At 63.0% G+C, this 26,667-nt stretch carries 30 protein-coding genes and 1 pseudogene; 24 read left to right on the top strand and 7 right to left on the bottom strand.

What is annotated here, in order from left to right; genetic code table 11:
- Positions 1–12: 12 nt before the first annotated feature.
- The 11 genes from ACFFWD_RS05770 to ACFFWD_RS05720 all read left to right on the top strand — a co-directional run bounded on the left by ACFFWD_RS05770 (position 13) and on the right by ACFFWD_RS05720 (position 8,299).
- Entirely contained in the window at positions 13–885 is an 873-nt protein-coding gene (locus tag ACFFWD_RS05770; RefSeq protein WP_376962356.1) for a branched-chain amino acid ABC transporter permease, read from the top strand.
- Between the two features lie 11 nt (positions 886–896).
- Positions 897–1,775 (top strand): branched-chain amino acid ABC transporter permease, encoded by an 879-nt coding sequence (locus tag ACFFWD_RS05765; protein ID WP_376962354.1) that lies wholly within the window; start codon positions 897–899, stop codon positions 1,773–1,775.
- A gap of 79 nt (positions 1,776–1,854) precedes the next feature.
- On the top strand, positions 1,855–2,550 hold the full coding sequence (locus tag ACFFWD_RS05760) for an ABC transporter ATP-binding protein (RefSeq protein WP_376962352.1): 696 nt from the start codon (positions 1,855–1,857) through the stop codon (positions 2,548–2,550).
- Positions 2,547–3,260: an ABC transporter ATP-binding protein gene (locus tag ACFFWD_RS05755; protein WP_376962350.1), complete on the top strand. Its 714-nt coding sequence runs from the start codon at positions 2,547–2,549 to the stop codon at positions 3,258–3,260. The genes ACFFWD_RS05760 and ACFFWD_RS05755 overlap by 4 nt, the downstream gene beginning before the upstream one ends.
- A 28-nt stretch (positions 3,261–3,288) precedes the next feature.
- Entirely contained in the window at positions 3,289–3,681 is a 393-nt protein-coding gene (locus tag ACFFWD_RS05750; protein ID WP_376962348.1) for a RidA family protein, read from the top strand.
- A 50-nt stretch (positions 3,682–3,731) separates the two neighbouring features.
- Positions 3,732–4,676 (top strand): ABC transporter substrate-binding protein, encoded by a 945-nt coding sequence (locus tag ACFFWD_RS05745; RefSeq protein WP_376962346.1) that lies wholly within the window; start codon positions 3,732–3,734, stop codon positions 4,674–4,676.
- Between the two features lie 22 nt (positions 4,677–4,698).
- Complete coding sequence (locus tag ACFFWD_RS05740; protein WP_376962344.1) at positions 4,699–5,478, top strand: ABC transporter ATP-binding protein; 780 nt, start codon at positions 4,699–4,701, stop codon at positions 5,476–5,478.
- A complete protein-coding gene (locus tag ACFFWD_RS05735) occupies positions 5,462–6,247 on the top strand; it encodes an ABC transporter permease (RefSeq protein ID WP_376962342.1) in 786 nt (261 codons plus the stop codon). The genes ACFFWD_RS05740 and ACFFWD_RS05735 overlap by 17 nt, the downstream gene beginning before the upstream one ends.
- The gene (locus tag ACFFWD_RS05730; RefSeq protein ID WP_376962340.1) at positions 6,244–7,062 is read left to right on the top strand and encodes an ABC transporter permease; all 819 of its coding nucleotides are present in this window, start codon (positions 6,244–6,246) and stop codon (positions 7,060–7,062) included. The genes ACFFWD_RS05735 and ACFFWD_RS05730 overlap by 4 nt, the downstream gene beginning before the upstream one ends.
- 12 nt (positions 7,063–7,074) lie before the next feature.
- The gene (locus tag ACFFWD_RS05725; RefSeq protein ID WP_376962338.1) at positions 7,075–7,878 is read left to right on the top strand and encodes an enoyl-CoA hydratase/isomerase family protein; all 804 of its coding nucleotides are present in this window, start codon (positions 7,075–7,077) and stop codon (positions 7,876–7,878) included.
- Entirely contained in the window at positions 7,793–8,299 is a 507-nt protein-coding gene (locus ACFFWD_RS05720) for a RidA family protein (protein ID WP_376962336.1), read from the top strand. Before ACFFWD_RS05725 ends, ACFFWD_RS05720 begins: the two co-directional genes overlap by 86 nt.
- Before the next feature lie 524 nt (positions 8,300–8,823).
- On the opposite strand, the gene ACFFWD_RS05715 is transcribed toward ACFFWD_RS05720, so the two are convergent.
- Positions 8,824–9,330 carry a cupin domain-containing protein gene (locus ACFFWD_RS05715; protein WP_376962334.1) on the bottom strand — a complete coding sequence of 169 codons (507 nt, stop codon included), beginning with the start codon at positions 9,328–9,330 and terminating at the stop codon, positions 8,824–8,826.
- Positions 9,331–9,349: 19 nt separating this feature from the next.
- Complete coding sequence (locus ACFFWD_RS05710) at positions 9,350–10,228, bottom strand: SDR family NAD(P)-dependent oxidoreductase (protein ID WP_376962332.1); 879 nt, start codon at positions 10,226–10,228, stop codon at positions 9,350–9,352.
- Positions 10,229–10,330: 102 nt separating this feature from the next.
- Here ACFFWD_RS05710 and ACFFWD_RS05705 point away from each other — a divergent pair, with 102 nt between their 5' ends.
- The 3 genes from ACFFWD_RS05705 to ACFFWD_RS05695 all read left to right on the top strand — a co-directional run bounded on the left by ACFFWD_RS05705 (position 10,331) and on the right by ACFFWD_RS05695 (position 13,213).
- Positions 10,331–11,554 (top strand): Rieske 2Fe-2S domain-containing protein, encoded by a 1,224-nt coding sequence (locus tag ACFFWD_RS05705; protein ID WP_376962330.1) that lies wholly within the window; start codon positions 10,331–10,333, stop codon positions 11,552–11,554.
- A 67-nt stretch (positions 11,555–11,621) separates the two neighbouring features.
- The gene (locus tag ACFFWD_RS05700) at positions 11,622–11,978 is read left to right on the top strand and encodes a Rieske (2Fe-2S) protein (RefSeq protein WP_376962328.1); all 357 of its coding nucleotides are present in this window, start codon (positions 11,622–11,624) and stop codon (positions 11,976–11,978) included.
- Entirely contained in the window at positions 11,975–13,213 is a 1,239-nt protein-coding gene (locus ACFFWD_RS05695) for an NAD(P)/FAD-dependent oxidoreductase (RefSeq protein WP_376962326.1), read from the top strand. Before ACFFWD_RS05700 ends, ACFFWD_RS05695 begins: the two co-directional genes overlap by 4 nt.
- A gap of 20 nt (positions 13,214–13,233) precedes the next feature.
- Here ACFFWD_RS05695 and ACFFWD_RS05690 read toward each other — a convergent pair whose 3' ends face one another.
- Entirely contained in the window at positions 13,234–13,827 is a 594-nt protein-coding gene (locus tag ACFFWD_RS05690) for a MarR family winged helix-turn-helix transcriptional regulator (RefSeq protein WP_376962325.1), read from the bottom strand.
- Between the two features lie 292 nt (positions 13,828–14,119).
- On the opposite strand from ACFFWD_RS05690, the gene ACFFWD_RS05685 reads away from it, so the two are divergent.
- On the top strand, positions 14,120–15,244 hold the full coding sequence (locus ACFFWD_RS05685) for an ABC transporter substrate-binding protein (RefSeq protein WP_376962323.1): 1,125 nt from the start codon (positions 14,120–14,122) through the stop codon (positions 15,242–15,244).
- A 15-nt stretch (positions 15,245–15,259) separates the two neighbouring features.
- Here the strand turns inward: ACFFWD_RS05685 and ACFFWD_RS05680 are convergent, their stop codons facing one another.
- Positions 15,260–16,237 (bottom strand): LysR family transcriptional regulator, encoded by a 978-nt coding sequence (locus ACFFWD_RS05680; protein WP_376962321.1) that lies wholly within the window; start codon positions 16,235–16,237, stop codon positions 15,260–15,262.
- 226 nt (positions 16,238–16,463) lie between these two features.
- On the opposite strand from ACFFWD_RS05680, the gene ACFFWD_RS05675 reads away from it, so the two are divergent.
- The 7 genes and pseudogenes from ACFFWD_RS05675 to ACFFWD_RS05645 all read left to right on the top strand — a co-directional run bounded on the left by ACFFWD_RS05675 (position 16,464) and on the right by ACFFWD_RS05645 (position 21,102).
- Positions 16,464–17,687 carry an ABC transporter substrate-binding protein gene (locus tag ACFFWD_RS05675; protein WP_376962319.1) on the top strand — a complete coding sequence of 408 codons (1,224 nt, stop codon included), beginning with the start codon at positions 16,464–16,466 and terminating at the stop codon, positions 17,685–17,687.
- Positions 17,684–18,388, top strand: coding sequence for a nitroreductase (locus ACFFWD_RS05670; protein WP_376962317.1), 705 nt, complete (start codon positions 17,684–17,686; stop codon positions 18,386–18,388). Before ACFFWD_RS05675 ends, ACFFWD_RS05670 begins: the two co-directional genes overlap by 4 nt.
- Positions 18,389–18,414: 26 nt before the next feature.
- Positions 18,415–18,954 carry a 4-hydroxylaminobenzoate lyase gene (locus ACFFWD_RS05665; RefSeq protein ID WP_376962315.1) on the top strand — a complete coding sequence of 180 codons (540 nt, stop codon included), beginning with the start codon at positions 18,415–18,417 and terminating at the stop codon, positions 18,952–18,954.
- Between the two features lie 56 nt (positions 18,955–19,010).
- Positions 19,011–19,712 carry a protocatechuate 3,4-dioxygenase subunit beta gene (gene pcaH / locus ACFFWD_RS05660; protein WP_376962313.1) on the top strand — a complete coding sequence of 234 codons (702 nt, stop codon included), beginning with the start codon at positions 19,011–19,013 and terminating at the stop codon, positions 19,710–19,712.
- Between the two features lie 27 nt (positions 19,713–19,739).
- Positions 19,740–20,318: a protocatechuate 3,4-dioxygenase subunit alpha gene (gene pcaG / locus ACFFWD_RS05655; protein WP_376962311.1), complete on the top strand. Its 579-nt coding sequence runs from the start codon at positions 19,740–19,742 to the stop codon at positions 20,316–20,318.
- Between the two features lie 205 nt (positions 20,319–20,523).
- A pseudogene (locus ACFFWD_RS05650) lies at positions 20,524–20,607 on the top strand (DUF4863 family protein); the annotation flags it as partial.
- Between the two features lie 156 nt (positions 20,608–20,763).
- Entirely contained in the window at positions 20,764–21,102 is a 339-nt protein-coding gene (locus ACFFWD_RS05645) for a 5-carboxymethyl-2-hydroxymuconate Delta-isomerase (protein WP_376962309.1), read from the top strand.
- A 28-nt stretch (positions 21,103–21,130) separates the two neighbouring features.
- Here the strand turns inward: ACFFWD_RS05645 and ACFFWD_RS05640 are convergent, their stop codons facing one another.
- The 3 genes from ACFFWD_RS05640 to ACFFWD_RS05630 form a co-directional block, all read right to left on the bottom strand.
- On the bottom strand, positions 21,131–21,928 hold the full coding sequence (locus tag ACFFWD_RS05640) for an IclR family transcriptional regulator domain-containing protein (protein WP_376962307.1): 798 nt from the start codon (positions 21,926–21,928) through the stop codon (positions 21,131–21,133).
- Between the two features lie 62 nt (positions 21,929–21,990).
- Positions 21,991–23,229 carry an NAD(P)/FAD-dependent oxidoreductase gene (locus ACFFWD_RS05635; protein WP_376962305.1) on the bottom strand — a complete coding sequence of 413 codons (1,239 nt, stop codon included), beginning with the start codon at positions 23,227–23,229 and terminating at the stop codon, positions 21,991–21,993.
- A complete protein-coding gene (locus ACFFWD_RS05630; RefSeq protein ID WP_376962303.1) occupies positions 23,226–23,549 on the bottom strand; it encodes a 2Fe-2S iron-sulfur cluster-binding protein in 324 nt (107 codons plus the stop codon). The genes ACFFWD_RS05635 and ACFFWD_RS05630 overlap by 4 nt, the downstream gene beginning before the upstream one ends.
- Before the next feature lie 39 nt (positions 23,550–23,588).
- Between ACFFWD_RS05630 and ACFFWD_RS05625 the strand changes: the two genes are divergently transcribed.
- Both ACFFWD_RS05625 and ACFFWD_RS05620 read left to right on the top strand, forming a co-directional pair.
- Complete coding sequence (locus ACFFWD_RS05625; protein ID WP_376962301.1) at positions 23,589–25,250, top strand: amidohydrolase; 1,662 nt, start codon at positions 23,589–23,591, stop codon at positions 25,248–25,250.
- A gap of 49 nt (positions 25,251–25,299) precedes the next feature.
- Positions 25,300–26,658 (top strand): aromatic ring-hydroxylating dioxygenase subunit alpha, encoded by a 1,359-nt coding sequence (locus ACFFWD_RS05620; RefSeq protein ID WP_376962299.1) that lies wholly within the window; start codon positions 25,300–25,302, stop codon positions 26,656–26,658.
- Positions 26,659–26,667: the final 9 nt, after the last annotated feature.

Here is a 26,667-nt window from a genome sequence, read left to right as displayed (position 1 = left end):
GTGCGAGGAACAATGCTGCTACTCCAGCTTATCATCAACGGAATCCAGGTCGGGGCGCTCTACGGCCTGACCGCGGTCGGCTTCTCGCTCATCTTCGGGGCCACGAAGATCTTTCACTTCGCCCACGGCGCGAGCTTCGCGATCAGCGCGTACGTTTTCTACTATCTCTATGCGGTTCTCCTGGTCTGGTGGCCGATCGCGATTCTTGCGGCCTGCATCGTGGTCGTGGTGTTCGGAGTTGCCCTGGACCGTTACGTCTATGGCCCGATCCAGAGCACCGACGGATCGTTCTTTACGATCTTCGTCGGCTCCTTCGGCGTCGCCGTCGTCATCCAGAACCTGATCGGGACCGTCTTCGGGCGGGGCTTCATTTCGGTGCCTTCGGCATTGAGCAGGAGTGTCGAGCTCGTGCCCGGACTCTACGTGGCTCCCACGGCGGGGATTGCCCTCGTCACCGCGGTGGTTTGCTTCGTCGCGCTCCAGCTGTTTCTCGGCAGGACCAATATCGGGATCGCACTCCGCGCGCTCTCTGAGAGCCCCGCGTTGGTGCGAACGTTTGGTCTGAACCCGAAGGCCGTGTCGACATGCGCATTCGCGCTCGGCTCCCTGCTCGTCGTCCCCGCCGCGGTGCTCACCAGCATGACGTCGGGGCTGAATGCGGCGATCGGCGGCCGCGTCATGCTGATCAGCGTCGCCGCCACCATCGTCGGCGGCGTCGGCAGCCTGCGTGGCGCCGCCTGCGCGGGACTGTTGCTGGGCATTGCGGAGAATCTGGCGTTGTGGCGGTTCGATCCGCAGTGGAGCGAGGCGGTCACCTTCCTCATTCTGTTCGCGTTCATCGTGCTGCGTCCGTCAGGCTTCTTTGGCCGCGTCGTGACTAATTGAGGGTCTGCATCGTGATCGCTTATCTCGTAAACCTTGCAACGCTGGTCTGCATCAACGCCATTCTGGCGATCACCCTGAATTTCATCATGGGATATGCGGGCATCTTCTCGCTTGCCCATGCGGTGTTCTTCGGTGTCGGCGCGTATGTCGCGGCATTCATTGCCTTGCAATGGACGGATTCGTTGCTGCTTCAGTTGCCGGCCGCGATGCTCATCGCCGGCGTGATCTCCGCGGCGCTGGCCCTGCCAGCCTTGAGGGTACGTGGCGACTACTTCGTGGCGGCCTCGCTCGGCTTTCAGGTCCTCGCCGCAACGGTGTTCTCGGAGTGGAAGTCGGTCACGGGCGGCATCGGCGGGCTCGTCGGCATCCCGCCGGCAAGCATCGCGGGACACGCGTTCGGCGACCCCGCCCAGTTCCTCGGCCTCGCCGGCGTGACACTGGCGCTGGTGGTCGTGCTCACCACGGCGATCGTTCGTTCGAGCTTCGGTCGCAGCCTCAAGGCCATCCGCGACAGCGAGTCGGCCGCGCTGGCGTTCGGGAAGAATGTCGCGGTGATCAAGACGCTCTCGGTGTTCTACTCGACCGCGATCTGCGCCGTGGCGGGTGTCCTTTATGCCGACTACCTCAGCTTCATCAACGTCGAGAGCTTCACCATCGATGCCTCGACGCTTTTCATGGCCATGGTGATTGTCGGCGGCATCGGAACGGTGTGGGGGCCGGTCGTCGGCGCGGTTCTTCTCACGCTGCTACCGGCCGCCTTGACTTATCTGCCGTTCCTCCCGCGCACCGAAATCGGATCCGTGCAGCAGATGATTTATGGGCTCGCGATGGTCCTCCTGATGATCTTCAAGCCGGACGGCCTGATGGGCGTGAAGCAAGGGGAGGCGTGACGTGCTGCAAGTGTCGAAATCACCCGCGCCGCCGGCGACGCTTCTTGAGATTGCCAATCTCACCAAGAGCTTTGACGGCGTGAAGGCCGTCGAGGATGTCTCGCTACACCTGCGCGAAGGGATCATCACTACGCTGGTTGGTCCGAACGGAGCAGGTAAGACAACGCTCTTCAACCTGATCACTGGACATCTCCGGCCGACCTCGGGCGACATCCGCTGGCAGGGCGAATCGATCGTCGGCACCGCGCCGTGGAAGATCGCGCGCCTCGGTGTTGCCCGGACCTTCCAGGATCTCCGTCTTTTCTCCCACATGACGGTCTTCGAGAACGTTCTCACGGTCATGGAGAAGAGTGCCTGGTTCTGGCAATCCGAGGCGGGCAGCGGCGCGGAACGGTACCAGCGGGTGCACGAAATACTCGACGCCATCGGCCTGCTGCACAAGGCCGGCGTGCGTGCGAACGATCTGGCCTATGCGGAGCGCAAGTTTCTGAGCATGGCGCGGATCATGGCCACCAGGGCCAGGATGTGGCTTCTCGACGAGCCGGCGTCGGGGCTCGATCCCAGATCTTACGAACGCTTCGTGGCGCTGCTGCGCAGCGAAGTTCGCCGCGGCATCACGATCTGCATCATCGAGCACAACCTCGAGATCGTCGTGAGCATCTCCGACAGGATCAGCTTCCTCGATCAGGGGCGCCTTCTGGCCGACGGCGAGCCCGAGGAGATCCTCGGGAATCCCGAGTTGTCATCCATCTATTTCGGCGAACGCAACTCATGACCAATGCTCTCATCAGCGTTGATAATCTCCGCGTCGGCTACGGCGGCCGCGTCGTGCTCGACAATGTCAGCCTGGACATCCGCAGGAACGAGGTGCTCTGCCTCGTCGGTCACAACGGCGCCGGCAAGTCGACCCTGTTGAACTCGCTGTTCGGGGTGGTCTCCCGCCAGGGCGGCGAGATATCGGTCGACGGCGAGCACTTGCACCAACCTGAGCCGAAGAAGATGTCGGCCCTGGGGATTGGCCTCGTGCCCGAAGGCCGCGGCATCTTTCCGGGCCTTACGGTCGACGAGATATTCCGCCTTGCGATGTGGGCGACCGACGTGCCGCAGCGAGAGCAGCCCGAGCGCATCGAGTGGGTGATGTCGATCCTGCCCCGCATCAAGACGTTCTACGCCCGCCGCGCGGGCACGCTGTCGGGAGGGCAGCAGCAGATGGTCAGCATCGCGCGCGCCTTGCTGAGCCGCCCCCGCTGTCTCCTGATGGACGAGCCGTCGATCGGACTGGCGCCAAAGCTGTTTCAGGATCTGTTGCAGCCGATCCGGCAGCTCCAGCAGCAGCTTGGACTGTCAATCCTGCTGGTCGAGCAGAACGTGAAGGAAGCATTCAAGATATCCGACCGCGTCCTGGTGATGCGCTCGGGAGCGATCATCCACGAAACGTCGCCCGACGAATTGGCGGACAACAAGGTCCTCATGCAGTTCTACTGAACTGAAGGCAGACATCGAAGGCAGCGTCATGCAACACAGTATCCTATTCGCAAACAGTGACCGGCTGCGTCCGCCTGCCGGCCATTATTCCCACACCTGCACCGCCGCAGGACTCGTGTTCGTGTCCGGACAGCTTCCGGTCGATGTGAACGGGACCCCCATGACCGACCAGCCGTTCGAGCGGCAGGCCGGACAGGTGCTTGCCAATGTCGACGCCTGCCTCGAAGCCGCAGGGACCGATCGAAGCCGGCTCGTCCAGGTGCGCATCTACGTGACTGACATGAACTCTTGGCCGGCATTCAACCAGATCTATGCCGATTGGATCGGCGATGTCCGGCCGGCGAGGGTGGTCGCCGGCGTGGCGTCCCTTCATTTCAGATCGCTGCTGGAAATCGAAGCCGTCGCGCTTGCTCCAGCCTGAACGGGCCGGTGCGCTTAACAGGAACGCTGCACAACATGGAGGAAAGCGTGATGCCCACGAGGCGCTCCATCATTCTCGGCCTGCTTGGCATGGCCGCCGCACACCCCGCATCGCGCGCCTTCGCGCAAGGCGGCGCCGCACCCATCAAGATCCGCGTCGCTTCGGTGATCTCGTCGGCCTGGCTTCCGCTCTGGGTGGCAAAGGACAAGGGCCTCTTTCTGGAGAAAGGGCTCGACGTCGAAATCATGACGGTCCAGAACCTCTCCACGACAATCGGCGCGCTTGGGCGCCAGCTGGACATTTCGGGCGCTACCGCGATCGATATCGTGAAGGCGGCTGCGGGCGGTCTCGATGTCGTGGGCGTGTGCGGCAACACGATCGAGACCGCAGCCAATCGGCAGATGCGCCTCATGGCTGGCAATCAGTCCGGGATCACCTCGATCGGCCAGCTGAACGGCAAGACGATCGGCACGCCATCGATCAACGGCGTCGTTCACATCGCGACCCTGCTTGCCCTCAAGCGCGGCGGGGTGGATCCAAAAGGCGTGCGCTTCATCGAGATGATGTTTCCCAACATGGCGGACCAGCTCAAGGCGCAACGCGTCGACGCGGTCGAGGCGGTCGAGCCATTCGTCATTGCGTTGAAGAAGTCGGGCCACGTCGACCTGGGCGATCCGATGCTACAGGTCGGCGATCCCATTACGTTGACGTGCTGGATGGCGAATGGCACCTGGGCGCGCGCCAATCCAGACGCGATTGTGCGCTGGGTCGCCGCGCTCGAGGAGGCGAGGGCCTATATCGCGGGTTACGAGGTAGAAGCACGCGCGATCCTTGCCAAATGGACGCGTCTGCCGAATGACGTGATCGAAAGCATCGTGCTGCCAACGTACAGCACATCTTTGACTGCAGGGCACATCTCGGCGTGGATCGAGGCGACGCGGGAGACCGGGCAACTCAACGCTCAGTTGAGTGCATCCGATCTGGTGCTGAAGTGACACGAGGCGATTGGCGCTGATCATGACAACCCAACCCAGTTTTGAGTGCGAGCGCCTCTGCATCGATTTGCCCGGTGTGCCGGGTGTTCGCCGCATCATCGAGGATCTCGATCTCGAAGTCGGAAGAGGCGAGTTCGTCTCGATCCTCGGCGGCTCCGGTACCGGTAAAACGACCCTGCTGCGGACGCTGGCGGGGCTGACGCCCTACAGCTCGGGCCGCGCCGTATACGAGGGGCGCGAGGTCCGCTCCCCGGTCCCCGGCATGGCCATGGTGTTCCAGGACTACGGGCACGCTCTCTTGATGTGGCGAACCGTGCGGAGAAACGTCGCGCTCGGCGTGGAAGGGCGCCTGCGCGACGGTGGGCTCGATCGAAAAGTTCAGAACGCGATCCGCATGGTCGGGCTCGAGCGATTCCAGGACGAATATCCGTGGCGGCTGTCGGGCGGCATGCAGCAGCGGGTGCAGATCGCCCGGGCGCTTGCCATGGAGCCGAGCGCTCTGTTGATGGACGAGCCGTTCGGGGCGCTGGACGCGATGACGAAGGCCTCGCTGCAGGACCAGCTTCTGGCGGTCCAGGCCGAAACCGGCGCGACCGTCCTGTTCGTCACCCACGACATCGAGGAGGCGATCTATCTCAGCGATACGATCATCCTCTTGAAAGGCAGTCCGGCCCACATCGCGCGGCGCATCACCGTCGACCTGCCGCGGCCGCGAGACCAGATCGTGACCAAGGAGCTTCCCGAATATCTGCGGCTGCGTCATCTGCTCTACGAGGCGTTTCGCCATGAAATCCATGCTTAGGCGGTCAGGGGTGGCGTTTAACGCGCCAGCGCTCGCGACCGCGGCGGTCCTTCTCGTCGCGTGGGAAGTCGGCGTCAGGGCCGCCGCGACCCGGTTCGAATTCCTGCCGGCGCCGACAGAGATCGGTGAGGCGCTCTACGGCGCGATCCGATCCGGCCAGATCATCGGCGATTCCGTGCACACGGTCGCCTGCGCCTTGGCCGGATGGGCCGTTGCAGGCGCGCTTGGCGCGGCCATCGGGCTCGCGCTCGCGTTTTCGCGCACGGTCCATCGATTCTTCAGCGCGTCGCTCGAGCTGCTCCGGCCTTTGCCGGCGGTTGCGTTCGTTCCGGTCGCGGTCCTGCTGTTCGGGTTCACCGTCACCACGGAGATCACCGTGATCGTCTTCGCGAGCGTGTGGCCGATCATCGTCAACACCGTCGCTGGGGCGAGAGCCATCCACCCAAGGCTCCTCGATACGGCCGCGACGCTGCATTTGTCGCGAACACAACGGCTCGGCAAGGTCGTCCTTCCCGCGGTGTTGCCATCCACCATGGTCGGTGCTCGTGTCGCACTCGGGCTCGCACTCGTCGTCGCGGTCATCGCGGAGATGGTCGGCAATCCGGCCGGGCTCGGCTGGGGGCTGGTGGCGGCGCAGGAAGCTCTCCAGCCAGGCCTCATGTTTGGCTACCTCGTTGCCACGGGCGCGCTCGGCGTTCTCCTCAACGCTTGCCTTCGGCTGACCTTCGCTCGGCTGTTTCCCGGCATTCGGGAGATTCAGCAATCATGATCGCAACCAACGTGTCCGCACAAGCCGTCGCGGGTGGCAGAGGACGCCGGTGGGCCTTCCATGCGGCCGGTAACGTATGGTTGGCGCTGCAAGGGCTGCTGCCGCTGGTCGCCTTGCTGTTGCTCTGGCAGATGCTGGGCGATCCGCGCTCGCCATATTTTCCGCCTCCGTCTACATGGGCGGCCGCCCTGATCGACCGGACGAACTCGGGAGATCTCGTTCCCGCCGTGCTGGTGACGTTCCAGTCGGTCGCTGCGGCTCTTGTCCTTGCCACGGCATTGGGCGTCGGCATCGGCGGGCTGATCGGCGCCTCGTCGGTTCTTGCTCGCTGTCTCGGGCCGACGCTGGAATTTCTGCGCACCTTGCCGCCCCCCACCATCGTGCCGGTGGCGGCTCTGATCATCGGCGTCAACGAAGCGATGAAGCTGTTCGTGATCGTGTTCGCGGCGCTCTGGCCCGTTCTGCTCAATACCACCATGGGCGTACGGTCGCTCCATCCGACGTTGCTCGAGGCCGCGCGATCCTTGCAGCTCGGTCCGATCGCCCGGATGACCAAGATTTTCCTGCCGGCGCTGCTGCCGTCGATTCTGACGGGCGTGCGCGTCGCCGCTCCCCTGGCGATCATCGTATCGCTGCTGGCGGAGATGCTGACGCTGATGCCGGGGCTCGGCGCGTTGCTCCTGACGGCCCAACGCAATTTCAACGCGGCCGAGGTCTTCGGCCTGCTGGCCGTCGTCGGGGCGTTCGGCTTCATCCTCAACGCGGCGCTTGCCGCCTTTGAATCCTGGGCCTTGATGCCTCAAGGCCGGACCTGAAGGAAACGGATCATGTCCATCGATTTCGAACGGAAGGGCGCCGTCGCCCTCGTCACGATCAACCGGCCCGACGCCATGAATGCCCTCGACGTCGAGCACGATCGCGCGCTCGCCGAGGTCTGGAGAGAGTTCGAGGCGGACGCGACGTTGCTGGTCGCAGTTCTGACAGGTGCGGGCGGTCGTGCATTCTGTTCAGGCGGCGATCTGAAGACGTATATGCCGTGGCGCCGCGACCGCGCCCTGCATGGCGCCGAAAGCACCATCAGTTTCGGCGGCATGACGCTGGTCGACGAGATCACCAAGCCGGTCATCGCCGCGATCCAGGGGCATTGCATCGCTGGCGGACTGGAACTGGCGATGGCGTGCGACCTGCGCGTTTGTACGCCGGACTCGCGGTTCGGGCTTGCAGAGGTGCGATGGGGTGTGCTGCCAGGCGGCGGTGGCACCCAGCGGCTTCCGCGGCTTGTACCCCTGGGCTGCGCTCTGGAGATGATCCTGACCGGAGAGTCGATCGATGCACAGCGCGCCGAACGCATTGGCCTCGTGAACCGCGTGGTCGCGGCCGACGTGTTGCTCGATACCGCCTTCGCGATTGCGGAGCGCATCGCGGCGAACGGACCGCTCGCGGTCAAGGCCGCGAAGCGAGCCGTCCAGTACGGATTGGACGGCTCGCTGGAGGAGGGGCTGGTCCTCGAAGGCGCGCTGCAGAAGCAATTGCTTCAATCCGACGATGCGGAAGAGGGGCTTCGCGCCTTCGCCGAACGGCGGCCGCCGGTGTATGCGACCGCTGCCGCCGCCATACCGGCGCAAAAGTAAAGACGCATGCCGATCGTGTAGAGAAGAAAGGCTCAATCCCATGTCGACAACAAACGAAAACAGACCGCGATACTCGCCGGCCCGCCGCGTCCCGCTTGGGCCGAGTGGATATCTCCTGTTCTTGTCGGGAATTCTTTGCGTCGACGAGGACGCACGGGACAACATCGAGGCCCAGACCCGTCGTATCTTCGACCGCATCGCCCGCGTGCTGGCGAAACACGGCGCCTCGTTGTCGGATATTGTGAAGACCACATCCTATCTGGCCGACCTTGCCGACTACGACGGCTTCAACCGGGTTCGCGTCGAAATATTCATGGACAGCAAGGAGCCGCCCGCCAGCACCGCTATCGGAGCCGGGTCGCTCCTTGGTTCCGGCACGCGCGTGGAGATCGAGGCGGTGGCATTCGTGCCGTCGCGCTGACGCACCGAGCCGCTTGCGCGCGATCACCGCGCAACTGATCAGCTGTTTCCTCGTCGTTGACGGTATCGCAAGCGTTCGAGTGCGAAAGGCCATTTAGGCTTAGCGCGTGCGGCCACTTAGTCGATTGACTGCGATACTTCCCGAAGTCGCCATTCCTTCGGACAGCTTGAATTTTCCTGTGAATTCAAGACCGGAAGGGCGGATATGCACGCTGTCGGGATTGGTCCGTCAGCTTTGAAAATCTGTGCTTGCAAATCAATGCCGTGATGGCGTTCTTGATGATTGAGTGGGAGTAGTGCGACCGGCTACTGTCGCGCAGTTTGGCGTAGGTTTGGTGAGGTTGTTCTCACTTCCTTTCACATCTGGGCGACCAAAGTTGTGGCCTCCACTTAACCCGATCGAGGTGGGCATTCCACCGCGTTTTCGCCAGCGAAGTATTGCAGCGCATTTCATCGTGCAGAAGGGCGGCTGGGGTGGCCCAAAGCCTCAGTTTGGAATAGCGGCAGCTATTGACGCAAAGCGGCTCACCTGAGGAGGGTGGTCAATTCCGCCCCCTCGTCGACGACGAACACGGCGATCAGTTCGGCCGGCTCCGTGTTGCTTGCATTGGCAGAAACGAGATGTGTCGCACCCGGCGGTTCGAAGAACGATTGCCCGACTTCGAAGGTCTCCAGCCGGCCACCCTTGAGTTGCGAGCGGACCTGGCCCCTGGTGATGTAGGCCGTAACCGCGCCGCCGTGGCGGTGCGGCGGAGTGAAGCCTCCGGGGCCGTAACTGACGCGCACCACTGTGACCCTCTTGCCCGGGACATTCGTCAAGGCGTGGGAGGCGATCACCTCGACCTTGTTGAGCGATGAGCCCGACGCATTGTCGGCGCACAGCGGCGCGGGACTTGCCGATATCGCGTCCATCGCGACCGGCAGCGTTCTCGCGATCGCCACCGCGCAGGCGAAACCCGTCACAACAGCCAGCGACAGCCGATGCCAGTCCCGCTCTGCGAGCGGCCTCATTGTTCCCAATGTAATGGTCATTGGCGTCTCCTGTTTGATCTCAAATCGCTGTGGCGGGCTTGAACACCGAAAGCGGCGCGGGATCGCGGCTCGGCGGAGGCGGGATCTTTCCGTCCACATCGGTGAAGCCATATTCGGCCGCTAGCTCCGATGCGAGCAGGATCTCTCCGGTCTTGGCGATCACGTCGGGATCAGCGGCCAGCGCCGCGATCGCGCGCCCGACGAAGACCGGTGTCTCGCCTCTCTCGGCAATCAGCCTGGCGAGCGCCGCCGGGACCCGACCAGGCTGTACCGCAAGCTTCTCGCTCTTGATGTAGCCGGGCCAGATCGAGACCGCGGAAATGCCGAACGGCTTCAGTTCATGGGCCATGTCGCGCGCCATCCGGTCGACGCCCGACTTCTGCACGCCGAACGGGACGTTGAATGTGTATCGGACGCCGCCGCCCGAGGACGTATTGACGATCAGGCCGCGTCTTTGCGGCAGCATCAGCGGGACAGCGAACTGGCTGGCGACGAAGTGTGAGCGCAGGCCGACGCGATGCAGGGTGTCCCACAGAGAGGTCGGGACCTGCCAGAAGGGCACGTTGACCGGCATGACGTTCGGCGCCGCAAACACGTTGTTCACGAGCACATCGAGGCGTCCGTAGTCGCGTCGGATCAAATCGAACACATCCCTGACCGAACCGTCCTCGGAATGGTCGCAGAGGAGGCCGACGCCTTTGCCGCCGGCGTCCTCGATTGCCGCCATGGTTTCGTCGAGAGAGCCGGGCCATTCCGAGCCGCTGGCGCTGCTGCGTGTGCGTGCGGTCACGATCACCGTCGCTCCGGCCTCGGCCAGGCCGATGGCTACTCCCTTCCCGACTCCGCGGCTTCCTCCCGTCACCAGCGCAACACAATCCTTCAGGCGTCGCTCGGCCATTTGATCCTCCGACATCTCTTCCTAGGAAGGTGTATTGACAACAATCTTCCCAGGAAGATAATGGCCGAGATAACGAAACGCGTCAACCAGGGATATCTCGCTATGGTCACGAAGGAAGAGAATGAATTGCTGTGCCGCGTCACCGGCGACGCCCCGATGGGGCGCATGCTGCGTCAGCATTACTGGCTGCCGGCCGTCCTCTCGGTGCGGGTGCGCAGGGGCGAGGCGCCCGTGCGCGTCAAGCTGTTCGGCCGCAACTTCGTGGCCTTCAGGGGCAGGGATGGAACCGTCGGCTTCCTTGATGAAGCCTGTCCGCACCGGGGCGCCTCGCTTGCACTGGCGCGGGTCGACGATTGTTCGCTGACCTGCCTGTTCCACGGCTGGAAGATCAGCGCCGGCGGCGAGGTGCTGGACGTTCCCAACGAGCCGAACAACCCCAGCGAGTTCGCCAAGACAGTCAAGGCGAAGGCCTACCCGACACGCGAAGGCGCAGGCCTGATCTGGGTCTGGCTCGGCGAAGGCGCAGCGCCACCCGCGCCGGACTTCGAATGGATGGATTTGCCGCCGGACCAGGTTTACGCGGCCGGCATCGAGCTCAATGCGAACTGGCTGCAGGGTGTCGAGGCAACCATCGATTCATCACATGTCGCCCTGCTGCACCAAAGCTGGACCGCAAGCTCGGCAACGGACTTTGGCGCGACGCGGGTCAACACCGAGGTCAGCTACCAGTTCGACAAGATGCCATACGGATTCCGGGCCGCTGCGCTTCGCTCCGCCCCTGACGGATCTTGTCTTGCACGCGTGACGGAGTTCGTGATGCCCTATTACGGGTTGATCGCACCGATTTTCTCCGGGCCGCAGCAGGATCGCACCGCGATCATCGCCGTGCCGATCGACGATGAGAACCTGATCCAGTGGTACATCTTCTACAATCCCGAGAAGCCGGTGGATTCCTGGCGCAAGGTGCAGCGGGCCAATCAGTGGCCGATGGCGGGCGGTCTCCCGGGTGACCAGTCCAACAATTGGGGACAGAACCGCCAGATCATGGATTCCGGCAACAGCACCGGCTTCCACGAGATCGTCATCGAGGACTTCGTGGTGATGGTCAGCATGGGCCCGATCGTCGACCGTTCGCAGGAATATCTCTGTTCGGCGGACCAGGCGATCGTCAGGGTGCGCCGCCAATTGCTCGAGGAAGTGCGCGGCTTCATGGACGGCAAACCGCCGAAGAGCGGCCAGAGCGAAACCACGTCCTACAAGGAGATCCGCGCGGTCGGCGGCCGGCTGGCGTCCGCCGCCGAGAACTGGCGGCAGATTCCCCGCTGATTGATCGGAAGCGCCGGGCGCGGACATCTCGTCCGCGTCCATTCCCCGGCTCAGGAGATATCGTGCCATGGCCTGGAAGCATCTGTGCGCCGCCTCGAAACTGTCCGACGGGGAGCCGCTGGGCTTCAAGGTCGGTGACGAACGCGTCGCGCTCTACAAGGTCGACGACGCCATCTACGCGACGGACGACGTCTGCTCGCATGCGTTCGCGCTGCTCTCCACCGGCTTTCTCGAAGGCCATGTCGTCGAATGTCCGCTGCATGGTGCTATGTTCGACGTGCGTGACGGCAGGTGTCGGTCCGGTGCCTACAAGGATATCAGGTCATTCAAGGTCGAGATCCGCGACGGCGAGGTTTACGTGGATCTCGAGGAGGGTGCTGCGAATGAGGGGGCCCCCGACCGCGCGCTGGATGCCGAAGCGTGAGCGGGCTCGTCATCATCGGAGCATCCTATGCCGGTGTTCAGGCGGCGCTCGGTGCCCGCGAGGCCGGTTATTCCGAGCCGGTGACCATCGTTGCCGACGAACATTCGCTCCCCTATGAGCGGCCGCCGCTATCGAAGGCTTTTTTGCTCGACAAGACCCGCGAACAGAAGCTCGTCCTGCGCGACGAAGCATTCTTCGCGAGCAAGGAAATCGATCTGCTGCTCGGCCACCGCGTGATCAGGATTGACCGGACAGCCAGGCAGGTCGCGCTGGTGGACGGCGCGCGGCTGGACTTCGACAAGCTCGTGATTGCCACGGGATCGCGGGCGCGGCGGATATCAATCCCTGGCGCCGAGCTCGATGGGGTCTGCTATCTCAGAACGGTCACTGATGCCATCGATCTCAAGGCGCGCCTGGGGCGGGCGGGCGAGATCGTCACTGTCGGCGGCGGGTTCATTGGACTCGAGGTCGCTTCCTCGGCGGCGAAGCTCGGCAAGAAGGTCACGGTGATAGAGGCCGCCTCGCGGCTGCTCGAGCGGGCGGTGTCCCCGGTTGTCTCGCGCTTCCTGCTCGATGCCCATGCGCAAGCGGGTGTTGATGTGAGGCTTGGCGAGACGGTCATTTCGATGACCGGTGATGCCGGTCGAATCGCGGGCATTGATCTCGGCAGCGGCGGCCGCCTGCGCGCGGATCTCGTCGTCGTCGGCATTGGCGGAATCGCAAACGATGAACTCGCCAGCGCTGCCGAACTAAAATGCGCCAATGGAATCGTCGTGGATGAGCATGGCCGTACCGAGGTGCCCGGCATCTATGCCGCCGGCGACTGCGCAAACCATTACAATCGGTTTGCGGAGGGCTGGCTCAGGCTGGAGTCGGTCCAGCACGCCCAGGACCAGGGCAAGTCGGCGGGGCTCGCGATCGCGGATAGCCATGAGCCCTACGACAGTGTCCCAAGGTTCTGGTCGGATCAGTACGATCTCAAGCTCCAGATCGTGGGGCTCTCCGGAGGTTGCGACCAGATGGTGACCCGCGGCTCGATCCAGGAGGGCAGGTTCTCCATATTCCACTACAGGCAGGGGAGGCTGGTCGCGGTCGACAGCATCAACAGGCCGGGTGATCAAATGGCGGCGCGGCGCCTGATCGCAGCGCGGATTTCGCCGACGCCGGGGCAGGCGGCAGACGGCTCGTTCGATATCAAAGCGCTGCTGAAGACGATCGACAAAGCCGTCGTCTAGTTTCGCGGGATTCGCGTCTCCTAGCCCGCCGCTGCCAGCCGGCTCGCTTTCTTCGTCGCCTTCACCGTCTTCACGGCCAAAAGCTTGCGCAAGCACCGGTCGAGCATCGCGATCTCGGCCTTGGACAGTCCACTGGCCTCGGTCACGCTTTCCACGACCTTCGCGATCTCGGTGATACCGCGGTCGGCGGTCGCAAGGCCCTTCGCGGTCAGGCGGACCAGCTCGGAGCGGCCATCATCGTTCGCGGAGACCCGCAGGATGAACCCTCCTTCCTGGAGCCGCGCCACGCGCTTGGTCATGGCACCGGACGTGACGAGCAGGGCGCGGAACAGGTCGGTCGGGCGCAATTCGTACGGCTTTCCCGAGCGCCGCAACGCGAGCAGGACATAGAGCTCGCCGGTCTGCAGGCCGACGGTCTTCGATATCTCCTGCAGGCGCATTTCGTGAAGCTGGTTGACCCGCTCCAGCCTCAGCAGGGTGCAAGCGGTCGCCAGGTCGAGGTCGGGGCGCTGCTCGAGCCAGGCGGCTTCGATATCGTCGTACAGGCTGCTATCAGGCCTGGACGTCGGCTTGCCGACAGGCACTGCACCGCGCGACACACTCTTCTTCCCCATTCCTTGCTACCCACCTTGGTCCTGCGCCAGAAGGCGCTGGCATCATACCTTGGTTCAATCTAACACTCTCGACGTCACGTGTCGCGCGGCAAGTTCCCGGTGTTGGTCGAAGGACCGTGGACCGCGCCCGATGCGGCGGCCATTTGCCGCCACGGCCGATATTGACAATTATCTTCCAAGGAAGAATATTCCAAGTAAGAAATATAGGGAGGGTCGTATGCGGGGACGTGGCATGCGGGGATTTGGCGCAGCATTTTTTTTCGTGGCTTCACTGGCTGCCTCAAGCGCAGCCATGGCGGGTGAAGGCGAACTGATCCTCGGGCAGACGATGCCCTATAGCGGTCCGGCCTCGGCGCTGAGCGCAGTCGGCAAGGTGCAGACCCGTTATTTCCAGATGATCAACGAGCGCGGTGGAATCAACGGCCGCAAGGTTAAGCTGATCTCGCTCGACGATGGCTACAGCCCGCCCAAGGCAGTGGAACAGACCCGCAGGCTGGTCGAGAATGACGAGGCCGTCGCGATCTTCGGCAGTATGGGGACGGCGCAGAACGCTGCGGTCCAGAAATATCTCAACGGCCGGAAGGTACCGCAGCTTTTTGTCTTTGCCGCCAGCGACCGCTTCGCCGATCCGAAGACCAGCCCTTACACCATCTCGGGAATGACGCTGTTCAGCACCGAAGCGGCGACCTACGCGCGGATTGTGTCCGAGAGCATCCCGCGGGCCCGCGTCGCAGTGCTCTACCAGAACGACGACTATGGACGCGAGTATCTCCGTAGCTTCAAGGCCGAACTGGCACGGCTCGATCCGCAGTCGGAGATCGTTGCCGTCGCGCCCTACGAGGTGACGTCGCCGACGGTGGACTCCCAGGTCGTCTCATTGGCCAGCACCAATGCCAACGTCTTCCTGAACGCGTCGACCGGCAAGTTCACGTCGCAGGCGATCCGCAAGGCCGGTGCACTCGGCTGGCATGCGCAACAGTTCCTGCCGATCGGAAGCAACTTCGTCGCGACGATCCTCAAGCCGGCGGGACTCGATAACGCCAAGGGCGCGATTTCGGCTACGCCGACCAAGACCGTGGGCGATCCCGAGTGGACTAACGACCCGGCCTATCTGGAATGGCTGGCCTTCATGAAGAAGTACTATCCGGAAGGCGACATCGAGGATCAGCTCAACTTCACCGGATGGAACGTCGCGGTGCTCATGACTCGGGTGATCGAAGCCTGCGGTGACGACCTTTCACCGCAGAATCTCATGAAGCATGCTACGGCACTGAAGAACGTGGCGCTTCCGGGCCTGATTCCCGGCATTACAGTCAGCACGTCCCCCGACGACTATCGCCTGATCAAGGCGCTGCGGCCGCAACGCTTCGACGGCGAGCGCTGGATCCCGATGTCCGGCACCATGGCAGTTCGATAAGGGCGCGGCGATCCCCTAACTCCCGCGCCTGAGGTCCTCGGCCGCGCGTCGGAGGATTTCGTGAAGCCATTCGTGCGATGGCTCGCCTTCGACACGCTCATGCCACAGCAACCGGACCTCGACCGGCGTCGTGGTGTAGGGCAGCTCATAAGTCGCAATCGCATGGCTTTGCGCGAGCGCTTTTGCCAGTGGACGCGGGACGATGGCCGCCAGTTCGGAATCCAGGAGCAGCGCGGGCAGGGCAAGAAAATGCGGCAATGAGACCGCGATCCGAGGCGGCCGGTCGCTCTCGGCGAGCGCCCGCTCGAGTGCCGCGCGGTCGTACATTTCCGAGCGCCTGGCGAGCCCTCGCTCGGAGATGAAGCCGCCGATCGCGCCCTCCTGCTCGCCGCCAAAGGAGACGACAACCAGCGGCAGGCGCGCGAGCTTCGCCTTGTCCAGCCGGCCGAGCTTGCGCTTTCCGCCGACGATCAGCACGTCGTCATACTCGAACAGCAGCGACGTGCGGAAACGGCTCGGCGGGGCCGAGAAGACGCCGATCGCGACGTCGATGCGGCCGAGGTCGATCTGCTCGGCAAGGTCGATCCGGGTCACTGGCTTGATGGTCAGGTCGATGGAAGGCGCCTCGCGGCCGAGTATCTTCAGGAGCGGAGACGCCAGCACCATCGTGGTGAAGTCGTTGGCAGCGAGCGTGAACTGCTTGGTGGATGTCGCCGGGACGAAGGTCGGCAGTTCGACCGCCGCCTCAAGGGCGCGCAGGGCTTCGCGAACCTGCGGCGCCATCGTCAGCGCGCGCGCCGTGGGTTGCATGCCCGTTGCGGTGCGGACGAACAGGTCGTCTTCGAGCATCTCGCGGAGCCGGGCGAGCGAATGGCTCACAGCGGACTGGCTCAGCGCAACCTTCTGGCTGGCGCGCAGCACGCTGCGCTCCTCCATGACGGCGTCGAACACCTTGAGCAGGTTCAGGTCCAATGTCTTGAAGGAAACGGACACGATGAGGATCCAGTTGGGGGCTGACCGCGCGCCCGGACATGTTGCCGCGATCGTCCCCAGTTAAAGCCAGGCGTGCGGCAGACGCAACCGAGCGGACGGTCCGAACACGTCGTGGCGCCATCGCCGGCAATCTGAAGGCAGTTCAGGATCAATCTGCAAGAGTTTCACTTCCGCAACCGGCCGATCCCGTCATTATCCCGTCGCCGTGTTTGGAGGAGGCGGGCAAATGAAATCCAGCGTGATGTCGGGTGTCAAAGACAGCGCGATCGGCGCGGTGCTGGCGTCGGCGATATTCGCGACATCAGCGATCGCGCAGGACGGTCCGGTCAAGCTCGGTATCCTGACCGACATGTCCTCGCTTTACGCCGACAACGGCGGCCAGGGCTCGGTGGTTGCCGCGCAGATGGCCGTTGACGATTTCAAGGGCAAGGTGCTGGGGCGCTCCGTCCAGATTATCGCCGGCGACCATCAGAACAAGGCTGACGTGGGATCGGTGATCACACGGCGCTGGCTTGAGAACGAAGGTGTTGAGGCGATCCTCGACGTGCCGAACTCCGCCGTTGCGCTCGCGGTGCAAGGCATCACCCGTGACAAGAAGAAGCTTTTTCTCGCCACAGGCGCCGCAACGTCGCGCCTGACCGGCGACGAATGCTCGATGACAGGCATTCACTGGACTTACGACACTTACGCCCTGTCGCAGGGCACAACCAAGGCAATTTCGCGTCTCGGCGCGAAGAGCTGGTTCTTCCTTTCAGCGGACTACTCTCTCGGCGCGCAGCTTGAGGCCGACAGCCGCAAGGTGATCGACGCGACCGGCGGCAGGGTCGTCGGAGCCGTCAAGCACCCGATCAACACCCCTGATTTCTCATCCTTCCTGCTGCAGGCGCAATCGTCCAGGGCGGAGGTGATCGCGCTCGCCGACGCCGGCGGCGATTTCATCAACGCGGTCAAGCAAGCGGGCGAGTTCGGGATCACGCGCGAGCAGAAGCTTGCGGGCCTGATCGTCTTCATTGCCGACATTCATAGTCTTGGACTGCAGAGCTCCCAGGGCCTGATGCTCAGCTCGGCATTCTATTGGGACCTCAACGACGAGACGCGCGCATGGGCGAAGCGCTTCATCGAGAAGATCCAGAAGGTCCCGACTATGATCCATGCCGGCACCTATGGCGCAGTGATGCATTATCTCAAAGCGGTCGAAGCGGCAGGTACGCTGGATGGACCGACCGTTGCCGCCAAGATGCGCGAAATGCCGGTGAACGATTTCATGACGAAGAACGGCCGGATCCGCCAGGACGGCCGGCTGGTCCGCGACATGTATCTGTTCCGCGTAAAGTCGCCGGAGGAGTCCAGATACAGGTTTGACTACTACCAGCTGCTCGCGACAATTCCCGGGGAGGAAGCCTTCAAACCGATGGAGGAAGGCGGATGTCCGCTCTTGAAGAAGCCGTGATCGGCGAAGGCGCAGGTCGGACAGCGCGAAACCACATCGACGAAATCATGGCTGGCCGCTTCGCGTGCCGTGAATTTTCAGATACGCCGGTCCCGCGACGGACTATCGAGCAGATCCTCGGCGTGGCGCGGTTCGCGCCGAGTGGCGCGAACATCCAGCCCTGGCACGTCTACGTGCTCGCGGGCCCCGTAAAGGAGAGGGCGTCGGCGGCGCTCTTGGAGGCGCACGAAACGTGTCGCGACGAGCACGTCTCGGAATACAAATATTACGCCAGCGATCTGCCCGAGCCGTATTTGAAAAGGCGACAAGAATTCGGGCGGTTGTTCTACGGCTCGCTCGGCATCGCTCAGACCGATATTGACGCCCGCAGCAGGCAGACCGCCAAAAACTATGCATTCTTCGGCGCGCCGGTGGGATTGATCGTCACTATCGACCGTCGGCTCGAGGTGGGGAGCTGGGTCGACCTCGGAATGTTCGTTCAGAACGTGTTGCTGGCTGCCGCAGGACGCGGGCTGCAATCCTGTCCGCAGGAAACCTTCGCGAAATATCACAGGATCCTGCGCCCGCTTCTGTCGATCCCTGCGGAGCAGATGGTGGTGTGCGGCATCTCGATCGGGCGTGGCAAGGTTGAGGCGAGGGAAAGGTTGATGCCGCGAGCTGACGTCGATGAGTTCGTCACGTTCGCGGGATTCGAAGCATAAGACCCAAACGAGAAAGGGAGACGGTCATGGGAAGCCGAGAAGAACTGATTCAGCGCAGCATTCCGTTTCTCCGGGAAGTCAAGGATATGACGCCCGGCGCCGAGATGGAGCGTTGGCTCAACGAAAAATATGGCGAGGAGAGCCCGCTCTATCAGGATCTCGCTCGCCTGATCAAGATCGGGGTCGACGAGGGGTGGGCGGCGAACCAGGAGGTGGACGGCCCGAATTACCGGCGCAGCCGAATCCTGGAGCCGACTCCCGAGACCTTTCAGTTCAGCATTACCGCTGTTTACATGAACAGCGCCGATCCGCGCCGCTTCAAGGACGAGGACGATCACGACGTGTTGCGCGGGCAGTATCACGGCCATCCCTATGGAGAGCTCAACCTTGTGGTGCCCTTGAACAAGGGTGCGGAGTTGAAGGGATTGCAGGGGTGGCAGGGACCCGGCTGGACGGCGCCCGATCCCGGCAGCCGGCACTATCCCGAGGTCAGGGGCGGCGCGGTCATCGCGCTGTTCTATCTGCCGGCCGGACGCATCTCCTACGATTTCAAGGCTCCGGCCTGACTGCTGACCGCGCGTGGCGCCATGCAACGGCGTCACCCGTCTTTGGAGCAAAGCACATGACGCTGATCTATCCGGTCACTTCTAAGGGTATCCACCCTGCGCCGTTGTCTCCCGCCTACAGGAGCTCGGTCAAGCGCTCGCCGCAGAAGCCGCTGATCCCGATGCGGCACACGCTGTCCGAGCTCACAGGTCCGGTCTATGGCCACGAAACGGTGCGCGCGCACGACAACGATCTCACCATCCAGCACAAGGGTGAGCCGCTCGGCGAACGCATCATCGTCCATGGCCATGTGCGCGACGAGGATGGCCGCGGCTTGCCGAACACGCTGGTCGAACTGTGGCAGGCCAATGCCTGCGGCCGCTATGTCCATGTCGTCGACCAGCATCCGGCGTCGCTCGATCCGAACTTCACCGGCGCCGGCCGCACCCAGTCGGATGCCAAGGGCTATTACAGGTTCATCACCATCAAGCCCGGCGCCTATCCCTGGGGCAATCACCACAACGCCTGGCGGCCGGCGCACATCCACTTCTCGGTGTTCGGCCATTCCTTCATTTCGCGTCTGGTCACGCAGATGTATTTCCCGGGCGACCCGCTGTTCCCGTTCGATCCGATCTTCAACTCGGTGACGGACGAGAAGGCGCGCGCGCGGATGATCTCGTCCTTCGATCTCGAGAACACCAAGCCGGAATGGGCGCTCTGCTACCGTTTCGATATTGTGCTGCGCGGGCGCAACGCCACGCCGATGGAGACCAGGTAAGTGTCGAACCAGCGTCCTGACGGAATCATGCCGTCGCAAACCGTCGGCCCCTATTTCAAGTACGGCCTGACGCCGGGCGGCGACTACGAATGGAACGACGCCTTCAACAACAACCTTGTCACGTCTGATACTTCGGGCGAGCGGATCCGCGTCGAGGGCAAGGTCTATGACGGCGACGGCGCCGTGATCCCGGACTGCATGCTCGAGATCTGGCAGGCCGATGCCCAGGGCCGCTTCTCCGATCCGCAGGACACGCGCGCGCAGCCGAATTCCTCCTTCAAGGGGTTTGGCCGCGTCGGCACCGACAAGAGCGGCGGCTACGCCTTCGACACCATCAAGCCGGGGCAGGTCGCCGATCCCGACGGCAAGCCGCAGGCGCCGCACATCGTGCTCGCGGTGTTCGCGCGCGGCATGCTGCTGCACCTCTACACCCGGATCTATTTCGACGATGAAGCCGGCAACGCCAGCGATCCCGTGCTGGCGCTGGTGCCGGCCGACCGCCGTGCGACCCTGATCGCGAAACGCAAGGCCGGATCGGGCAACGCAGTCTACGCCCTCGACATTTATCTGCAGGGCGACGACGAGACTGTGTTCTTCGAAGTTTAGCGATGGAGAAACGATGATGGTCGATCGGAGCTGGTACGGCTGACGGCGAAGGGATTGGCGGTTGCCGACCGCGCGATTGCGGAGATCGCCCATGTCGTGCCGCAGGTGACGGTCGAGAGCGGCTTGACGGACCAGGAGATTGCAATCCTCGACTGGTCCTTGTGGTGCTGAACGTCAAGACCGTGAAGTTTTCCAAGGAGGCGAGCCGGCACTCAGGGGCGGCGCGCTCATTGCGCTGTTCTATCTTCCGGCAGGACGGATCTCCTACGATTTCAAACCTCCATCTTGAGGTTCGTCATGGCTCTGAGACACTGCGAAATATCTTCTCTGTGAGGGGAGTCGTCGCTATTGTTTCGACCGGCGCGCCTTTCGTCGGATAGGAGACGACGTTGTCTAGCATTCGATTGAGCGCTCAGGCCGACACTGTCATCGACAGAGCTATCAGATGCCCCATATAGTATGTCACTACTCGACCGGACAAAAGATGTCGCCGATGCGCGACGTGTTGTCGGCGATCCATCGGGCGGCCGCTTCCACCGGTGTCGTCAGGAGCCACGACCTGAAGATCCGCGCCCAAGCGTTCGATGATTATCTCGTCGCGGGGGAGGAGAGATCGTTCTTCCATGTCACGCTTTACATGCTGGCCGGCAGGACGCCGCAAAAAAAAGAGAAGCTGAGCATCGAAATCCGAAAGACCCTGGTCGCACTTCTCGAAGACACTTACAGCCTCAGCGTCGACATCCGGGACATGGATCCGGACGCCTACAAGAAGCGATTGAAGTGATGAGCTGGCAAGGATAAGCCGTCGAGACTCAGACCAGCAGAGGCTTGGCCCTGGCCGCCATCTCCCGCAACAGCGGAAGAAACCGGTCGATCATCTCGCCCGTTGTGATGCGATCGACGTGCGCTCCTATATTGGCGGCCGCTATGATGCCCCCGTCGTACCTTTGGATCGGGACGGAGATCGAACGGAATCCGGCCTCGGCCTCCTGATCGACCAGCGAATAGCCCTTGCTCCTGTCGGTGATGATCGTCGCAAGCACGAGGGACTTGTCCACGATCGTCTCGGACGTCTGCGCCTTCAAGGGCATCGCGTCGATCGCGGCAGCGAGTTCTTCGTTCGATAGGCGGCCGAGCAGGACCCGTCCGACGGAGGTGCAAAAGGCCGGAAGCCGGTAGCCGATGTCAATGCCCGAGGGAAAGACACGCGCCGGGCTCGCGCGAGCGACGAAGACGACTTCGCTTCCGTCCAGCAGCGCCAGCGAACAGACCTCCCTGGCCCTGGTGGAGACCTCGTCCATCAGCGGCTGCATGACGGTGCTGATCTGATTGGAGGCAAGGTAGGCGGAAGCCAGGGTCAATACGTGCGGCGTCAGCGAAAAAAGTCGCTCGTCGCCCGCGATATAGCCGGCCTTCTGAAGCGTCATCAGGAGCCTGCGGGCGGTCGCTCGCGGCAGGTTCGCGATTTTGGCGATGTCGCTGAGCGTCATCGGCCGTCGCTCAACTCCGAAGGCCTGGAGAACGCGCAGGCCGCGATCGAGGCTTTCGACGAACTCGGGTCCCTCCCGCCTGGCCTCCGCTTCTTCTGCCGTCCGCTTGAGTTTTGGCATTTCGCGTGAGCCGTCCGTTCCGTTGGTTCGCCTGCGTGGCAAAAGGTGCCCGAATCTCCCGACTATACTCTAGCGGCATTAGCCGGTTTAGGCAGGGATTTGAGGTCGAACGACAGGTCTGTGACCTGGTCCGGGGTTGGGGATATCCCGCCCGCAATCAACCTCCTGGCCGCGAGCTGCTCACCCGGCCGGTTGATGCTGTCCACTGCGATCAGCTTCCCTTGCCTGTAGTAGAAGATCGAGAATTGTCCGTCGTCGATCGAACCCCGAAGCGCCTGGTCGTCGAAGTTGCGCGATATCCCCACGATCTGGAGTTTGGCATCGTACTGGTCGGACCAGAAACGCGGCACCGATGCATACGGCCCGGTGCTTCCGGCTATCGCCAACCCCGCCGCCTTGGCCTGATCTTGGGCGTTTTGAACAGATTCGAGACGAATCCAATCCTGCGCGAAGGAGTTGTAGTGCGTGGCGCAGTCCCCTGCGGCGAATATGTTCGGGTCACTGGTGCGCCCGTGGTCGTCGACTGTGATGCCGTTGGTGCAGCTCAATCCGGTGTCCCTGGCGATCTGATCGTTCGGCAGGCCTCCGACCCCCACCAGGACGAGGTCGGCTCGGATCTTAGTGCCGTTCCCGCATTGAACTGCCGCAACGAGACCGTTCTCTCCCTCGATCGATACGATGGTCTCGCCGAGGTGTATGTCGACGCCGTGCTGGAGGTGCACGTCCAGCAGGAATTCGGACACAGTCGGCGAAACGGCCCGTTCCAGGAGGCGCGGAGCGCTCTCGAGCACGGTCACCTTCTTGCCCAGCTTGCAAGCCGAGGCGGCGACTTCGAGACCGATGAAGCCCCCTCCCACGATCACGATCTCGGCAGCATCCAGCAAGGAGGCCCTGAGATCGATCGCATCCTGCAGCGTCCTCAGATATAGGACCCCGCTGAGATCGGCGCCGGGAAGGGCAAGCCTTCTCGCACGGGATCCGGTCCCGATCAGCAGCTTGTCGAAGTTGAGCTCCGGATGGCCGGCAAGCCCGACCTTTCGCGCACGGCGGTCGATGTCGACCGCGCGCACGCCGACCACAAGGTCGATGCCCTTGTTCGCGAAGAAGGCACGATCGCGTAGCACGAGGCTCTCTTCCGTTGCGGCACCCGCGAGGAAATCCTTGGACAGCGGCGGTCGCTGGTAAGGCAACCACGTTTCGTCGGCCACAACGGTGATGGTTTCGGAGTATCCGGCGTCACGAGCGGCAAGCGCGCCCTGAATACCAGCATACGAAGCGCCGATGACGACGAGCCCGGTCATGACTGGACTCCGGGGATGTAGACGATGAGCGTCTCGGCGGGGAAGGGGGCCTTGAGCTGGCAGCTCAATCGGCTGTTGGGCTTTCTGGTTGCCGCGACCGAGCCGAGCAACTCCAGCTCATCGGCGTTCGGCGAAGCCAACGCGCCCAATTGCGCTTCGTCGACGTAGACGTGGCAGGTCGCGCAATCCAGGCAGCCGCCGCACTCGCCCTCGATCCCCGATACCCCGTTGCGAACCGCGGCGAGCATGGCGCTGACGCCCGGCGCAACATCGATCACGCTCTCCGTTCCGTCCGTCTGGACGAATTTCACCCTGGACATTTGCAACCTCCGGTGGCGCTTGCGGTTTTGGGTGCGGGGATGTGGTTCGCCGGTGCGACCCATGCGGTGGCGCAGCAGGTGGACTTGAATGCGCCAGACCTCGTTCTCATCAACGGAAAGGTCCTGACGCTGGACGAACGATCGACCGTGACTGAGGCGGTCGCCGTCAGGGACGGAAAGATTCTCGCGACCGGAAGCAGCGCGTCGATCAAGCCCCTTGCGGGCGCCCGGACGCGTGTGTTCGATGTGTCCGGCAAGACCGTCATTCCCGGACTGATCGATACTCACGCTCATTTCAAGGCGGCTGGTCTTGCCGACTATGTCGTCAACATGAGCCGTGCGAAGACGGCCGCGGAAGCGCTCGAGGCGATCAAGGCATTCGCGGTCAGGAAGAAGCCGGGTGAGTGGATCGTGGGCGGCGCGTGGCATCCGCCGTCGCAACTCGCCGAGAAGCGCTATCTGACCAGGCAGGAGATCGACAGCGTCGCTCCAGACAATCCGGTCTATTTGCGCACCGTCGGGCATTTCTCGATGGCGAACACCATGGCTCTGCAAAAGGCGGGGGTCGACAAGACCGCCGCGGATCCGAGTGGCGGATCCTTCGAGCGGGACGCTGCCGGTGAATTGACTGGCGTCCTCGTCGAAACGGCGATCGATCGGGTCGAGAAGGCCGTGCCGCCGTGGACGGAGGACGACGAGGTGCGGCAGTTCACCATTGCCGAGAGCGTGCTGAACAGTTTCGGAATTACGAGCGCGGTCGAGGGCGCAACGGAAGCCCGCGATATCCGCACGCTGCAGAAGATCGCCGCGTCCGGAAACGCAACCTTGCGTACCGGCGTGATGGTCAGGCCTGAGCCCCCTGCTGATCTGTCCGCCTGGGAAGCGATCATGTCGGGCAACGGGGCTTCGTCGGGCTTTGGCGACGACTGGCTCAAATTCGCCGGCATCAAGATCTTCTACGATGGTGGCATGACGCTGAAGACGGCGCTCATGCGCGACGTCTATCCCGATTCACATGACGATTATCACGGCATCACGCAGCAGACCCCCGAGCGGCTGAAGCAACTCGTCTCGATCTGCAACCGCTACGACTGGCGTGTCGGCGTGCACGTCGTGGGCGACCTCGGCATCGACCAGGTGCTCGACGCGTTCGAGGCGGCAAACAAGGAAAAGTCGATCCAGGATCGTCGCTTCGTCCTCATCCACGCCAGTCTGATCAGGCCCGAGCAGATGGAGCGTGCGCACAGGCTGGGGGTCCGCATCGATTTCCAGAACGTCTTCATGTGGGACAAGGCCGCGACCGTCGAGCGGTTTCTGGGCCGGGCGACCGCCGACCGCGCCGTGCCGACCAGGACACTGATCGCGAAAATGGGGCTCGACAATCTCGGCGCCGGAACGGACTTCCCCGTCAATCCGATCAACCCCTTCCTCAACATGTACATCATGGTGACCCGGAAGGATCCGAATGGAAACGTCTACGGTGCGTCGGAAGCCGTCAGTCGCGAGCAGGCCCTGCGTCTCTACACCAGCGCGGCTTCGCACTACACCTTCGAGGAAGCGCGGAAGGGGACGATCGAACCCGGAAAGCTTGCCGACCTCGTGGTGGTCTCCGCTGACTACATGGCCGTGCCGGAAGCGCAGATCAAGGACATCAAGGCGGACCTGACGCTGGTCGGCGGCAAGGTCGTCTTTCAGCGTTAAGCCGTAGTCCCGGCAAGCAAGACATCGAGACTCGAAGGAGAACCGCACGATGATGAGCCAACAGCAAAACGACCTGATCACTCGCATCGGCCCGGCGGATCCCGCAGGCAAGTTGATGCGGATGTACTGGCAGCCGGCGGCGCTGGTCGATGAACTCCAGGGCGAGCGGCCGATCAAGGCGGTCCAGCTGCTTGGCCAGAACTTTGTGCTGTTCCGCGACGAGCGCGGCCGCTACGGGCTGATGGATCGCGACTGCCCGCATCGCGGCGCCGATCTGGCGTTCGGACGGTTGGAGAATGGCGGGCTGCGCTGCGCCTTTCACGGCTGGCTCTTCGATGTGAACGGGCAGTGCCTGGAAACACCGGCAGAGCCGGCAGGATCGTCGCTCTGCAAGAACATCAGGCAGCGCTCTTACCCGGTCGTGGAAAAGGGCGGCATCCTCTGGACCTATCTCGCTGAGGGCGAGCCGCCGGCTTTTCCGGAGCTCGATTGCTTTGCGGCCCCCGAAGCTTACACCTTCGCCTTTAAGGGCTTGATGGAGTGCAACTGGCTTCAGGCGTTGGAAGTCGGCATCGATCCGGCTCATGCGTCGTTCCTGCATCGCTTTTTCGAGGATGAAGACACCTCGATCGCGTATGGAAAGCAGTTCCGCGGCGCGTCGGCCGACAGTGAAATGCCGATGACGAAGGTGCTGCGCGAATATGATCGGCCGATCATCAATGTCGAGCACACCGAGTTTGGGCTTCGGCTTATCGCCTTGCGCACTATCGATGAGGAGCGGACGCATGTCCGCGTCACCAATCAGCTCTTCCCGCATGCGTTCGTAATCCCGATGAGCACGGAGATGACGATCACGCAGTGGCACGTGCCGGTGGATGATAGGAATTGCTACTGGTACGCAATCTTCACCAGCTACACCACGCCCGTGAACAAGCAGAAGATGCGCGAGCAACGCCTCGAGCTCTATGAACTGCCTGAATACCGATCGCGCAAGAACAAGTCCAACGACTACGGTTTCGATCCGCACGAGCAGGCGCACGCGACCTACACGGGGATGGGGGCGGACATCAACGTCCATGACCAGTGGGCGGTCGAGTCAATGGGAGCGATCCAGGATCGTACGCGGGAGCATCTCGGCCAGACGGACAAGGCCATCATTCAATACCGCCGGCTGCTCCGCCAGGAGATCGAGAAGGTCTCACAGGGCGGAAAGCCCTTCATGTTTCTAGACGAGGCGCACGCCCGGAGCATTCAGGGCCCCGCCACGATGGACGGCATCGGCCCGACCAAAGGCTGGGAGACCTACTGGATGGAGGTCGACGTGAAGCGGAGGAGGGGCGCTCCCTGGGCGGCGCCGGTTCCCGCCGATATCGCGCAGAAGGTCCCTCATCTGACGGCGGCAAAGTGATGCTGCTGC

The sequence above is a fragment of the Bradyrhizobium erythrophlei genome (genome assembly GCF_042430365.1).
In the GTDB taxonomy this organism is placed as follows: Bacteria; Pseudomonadota; Alphaproteobacteria; order Rhizobiales; family Xanthobacteraceae; genus Bradyrhizobium; species Bradyrhizobium erythrophlei.
This window is presented reverse-complemented; position numbering and strand designations above follow the sequence as displayed.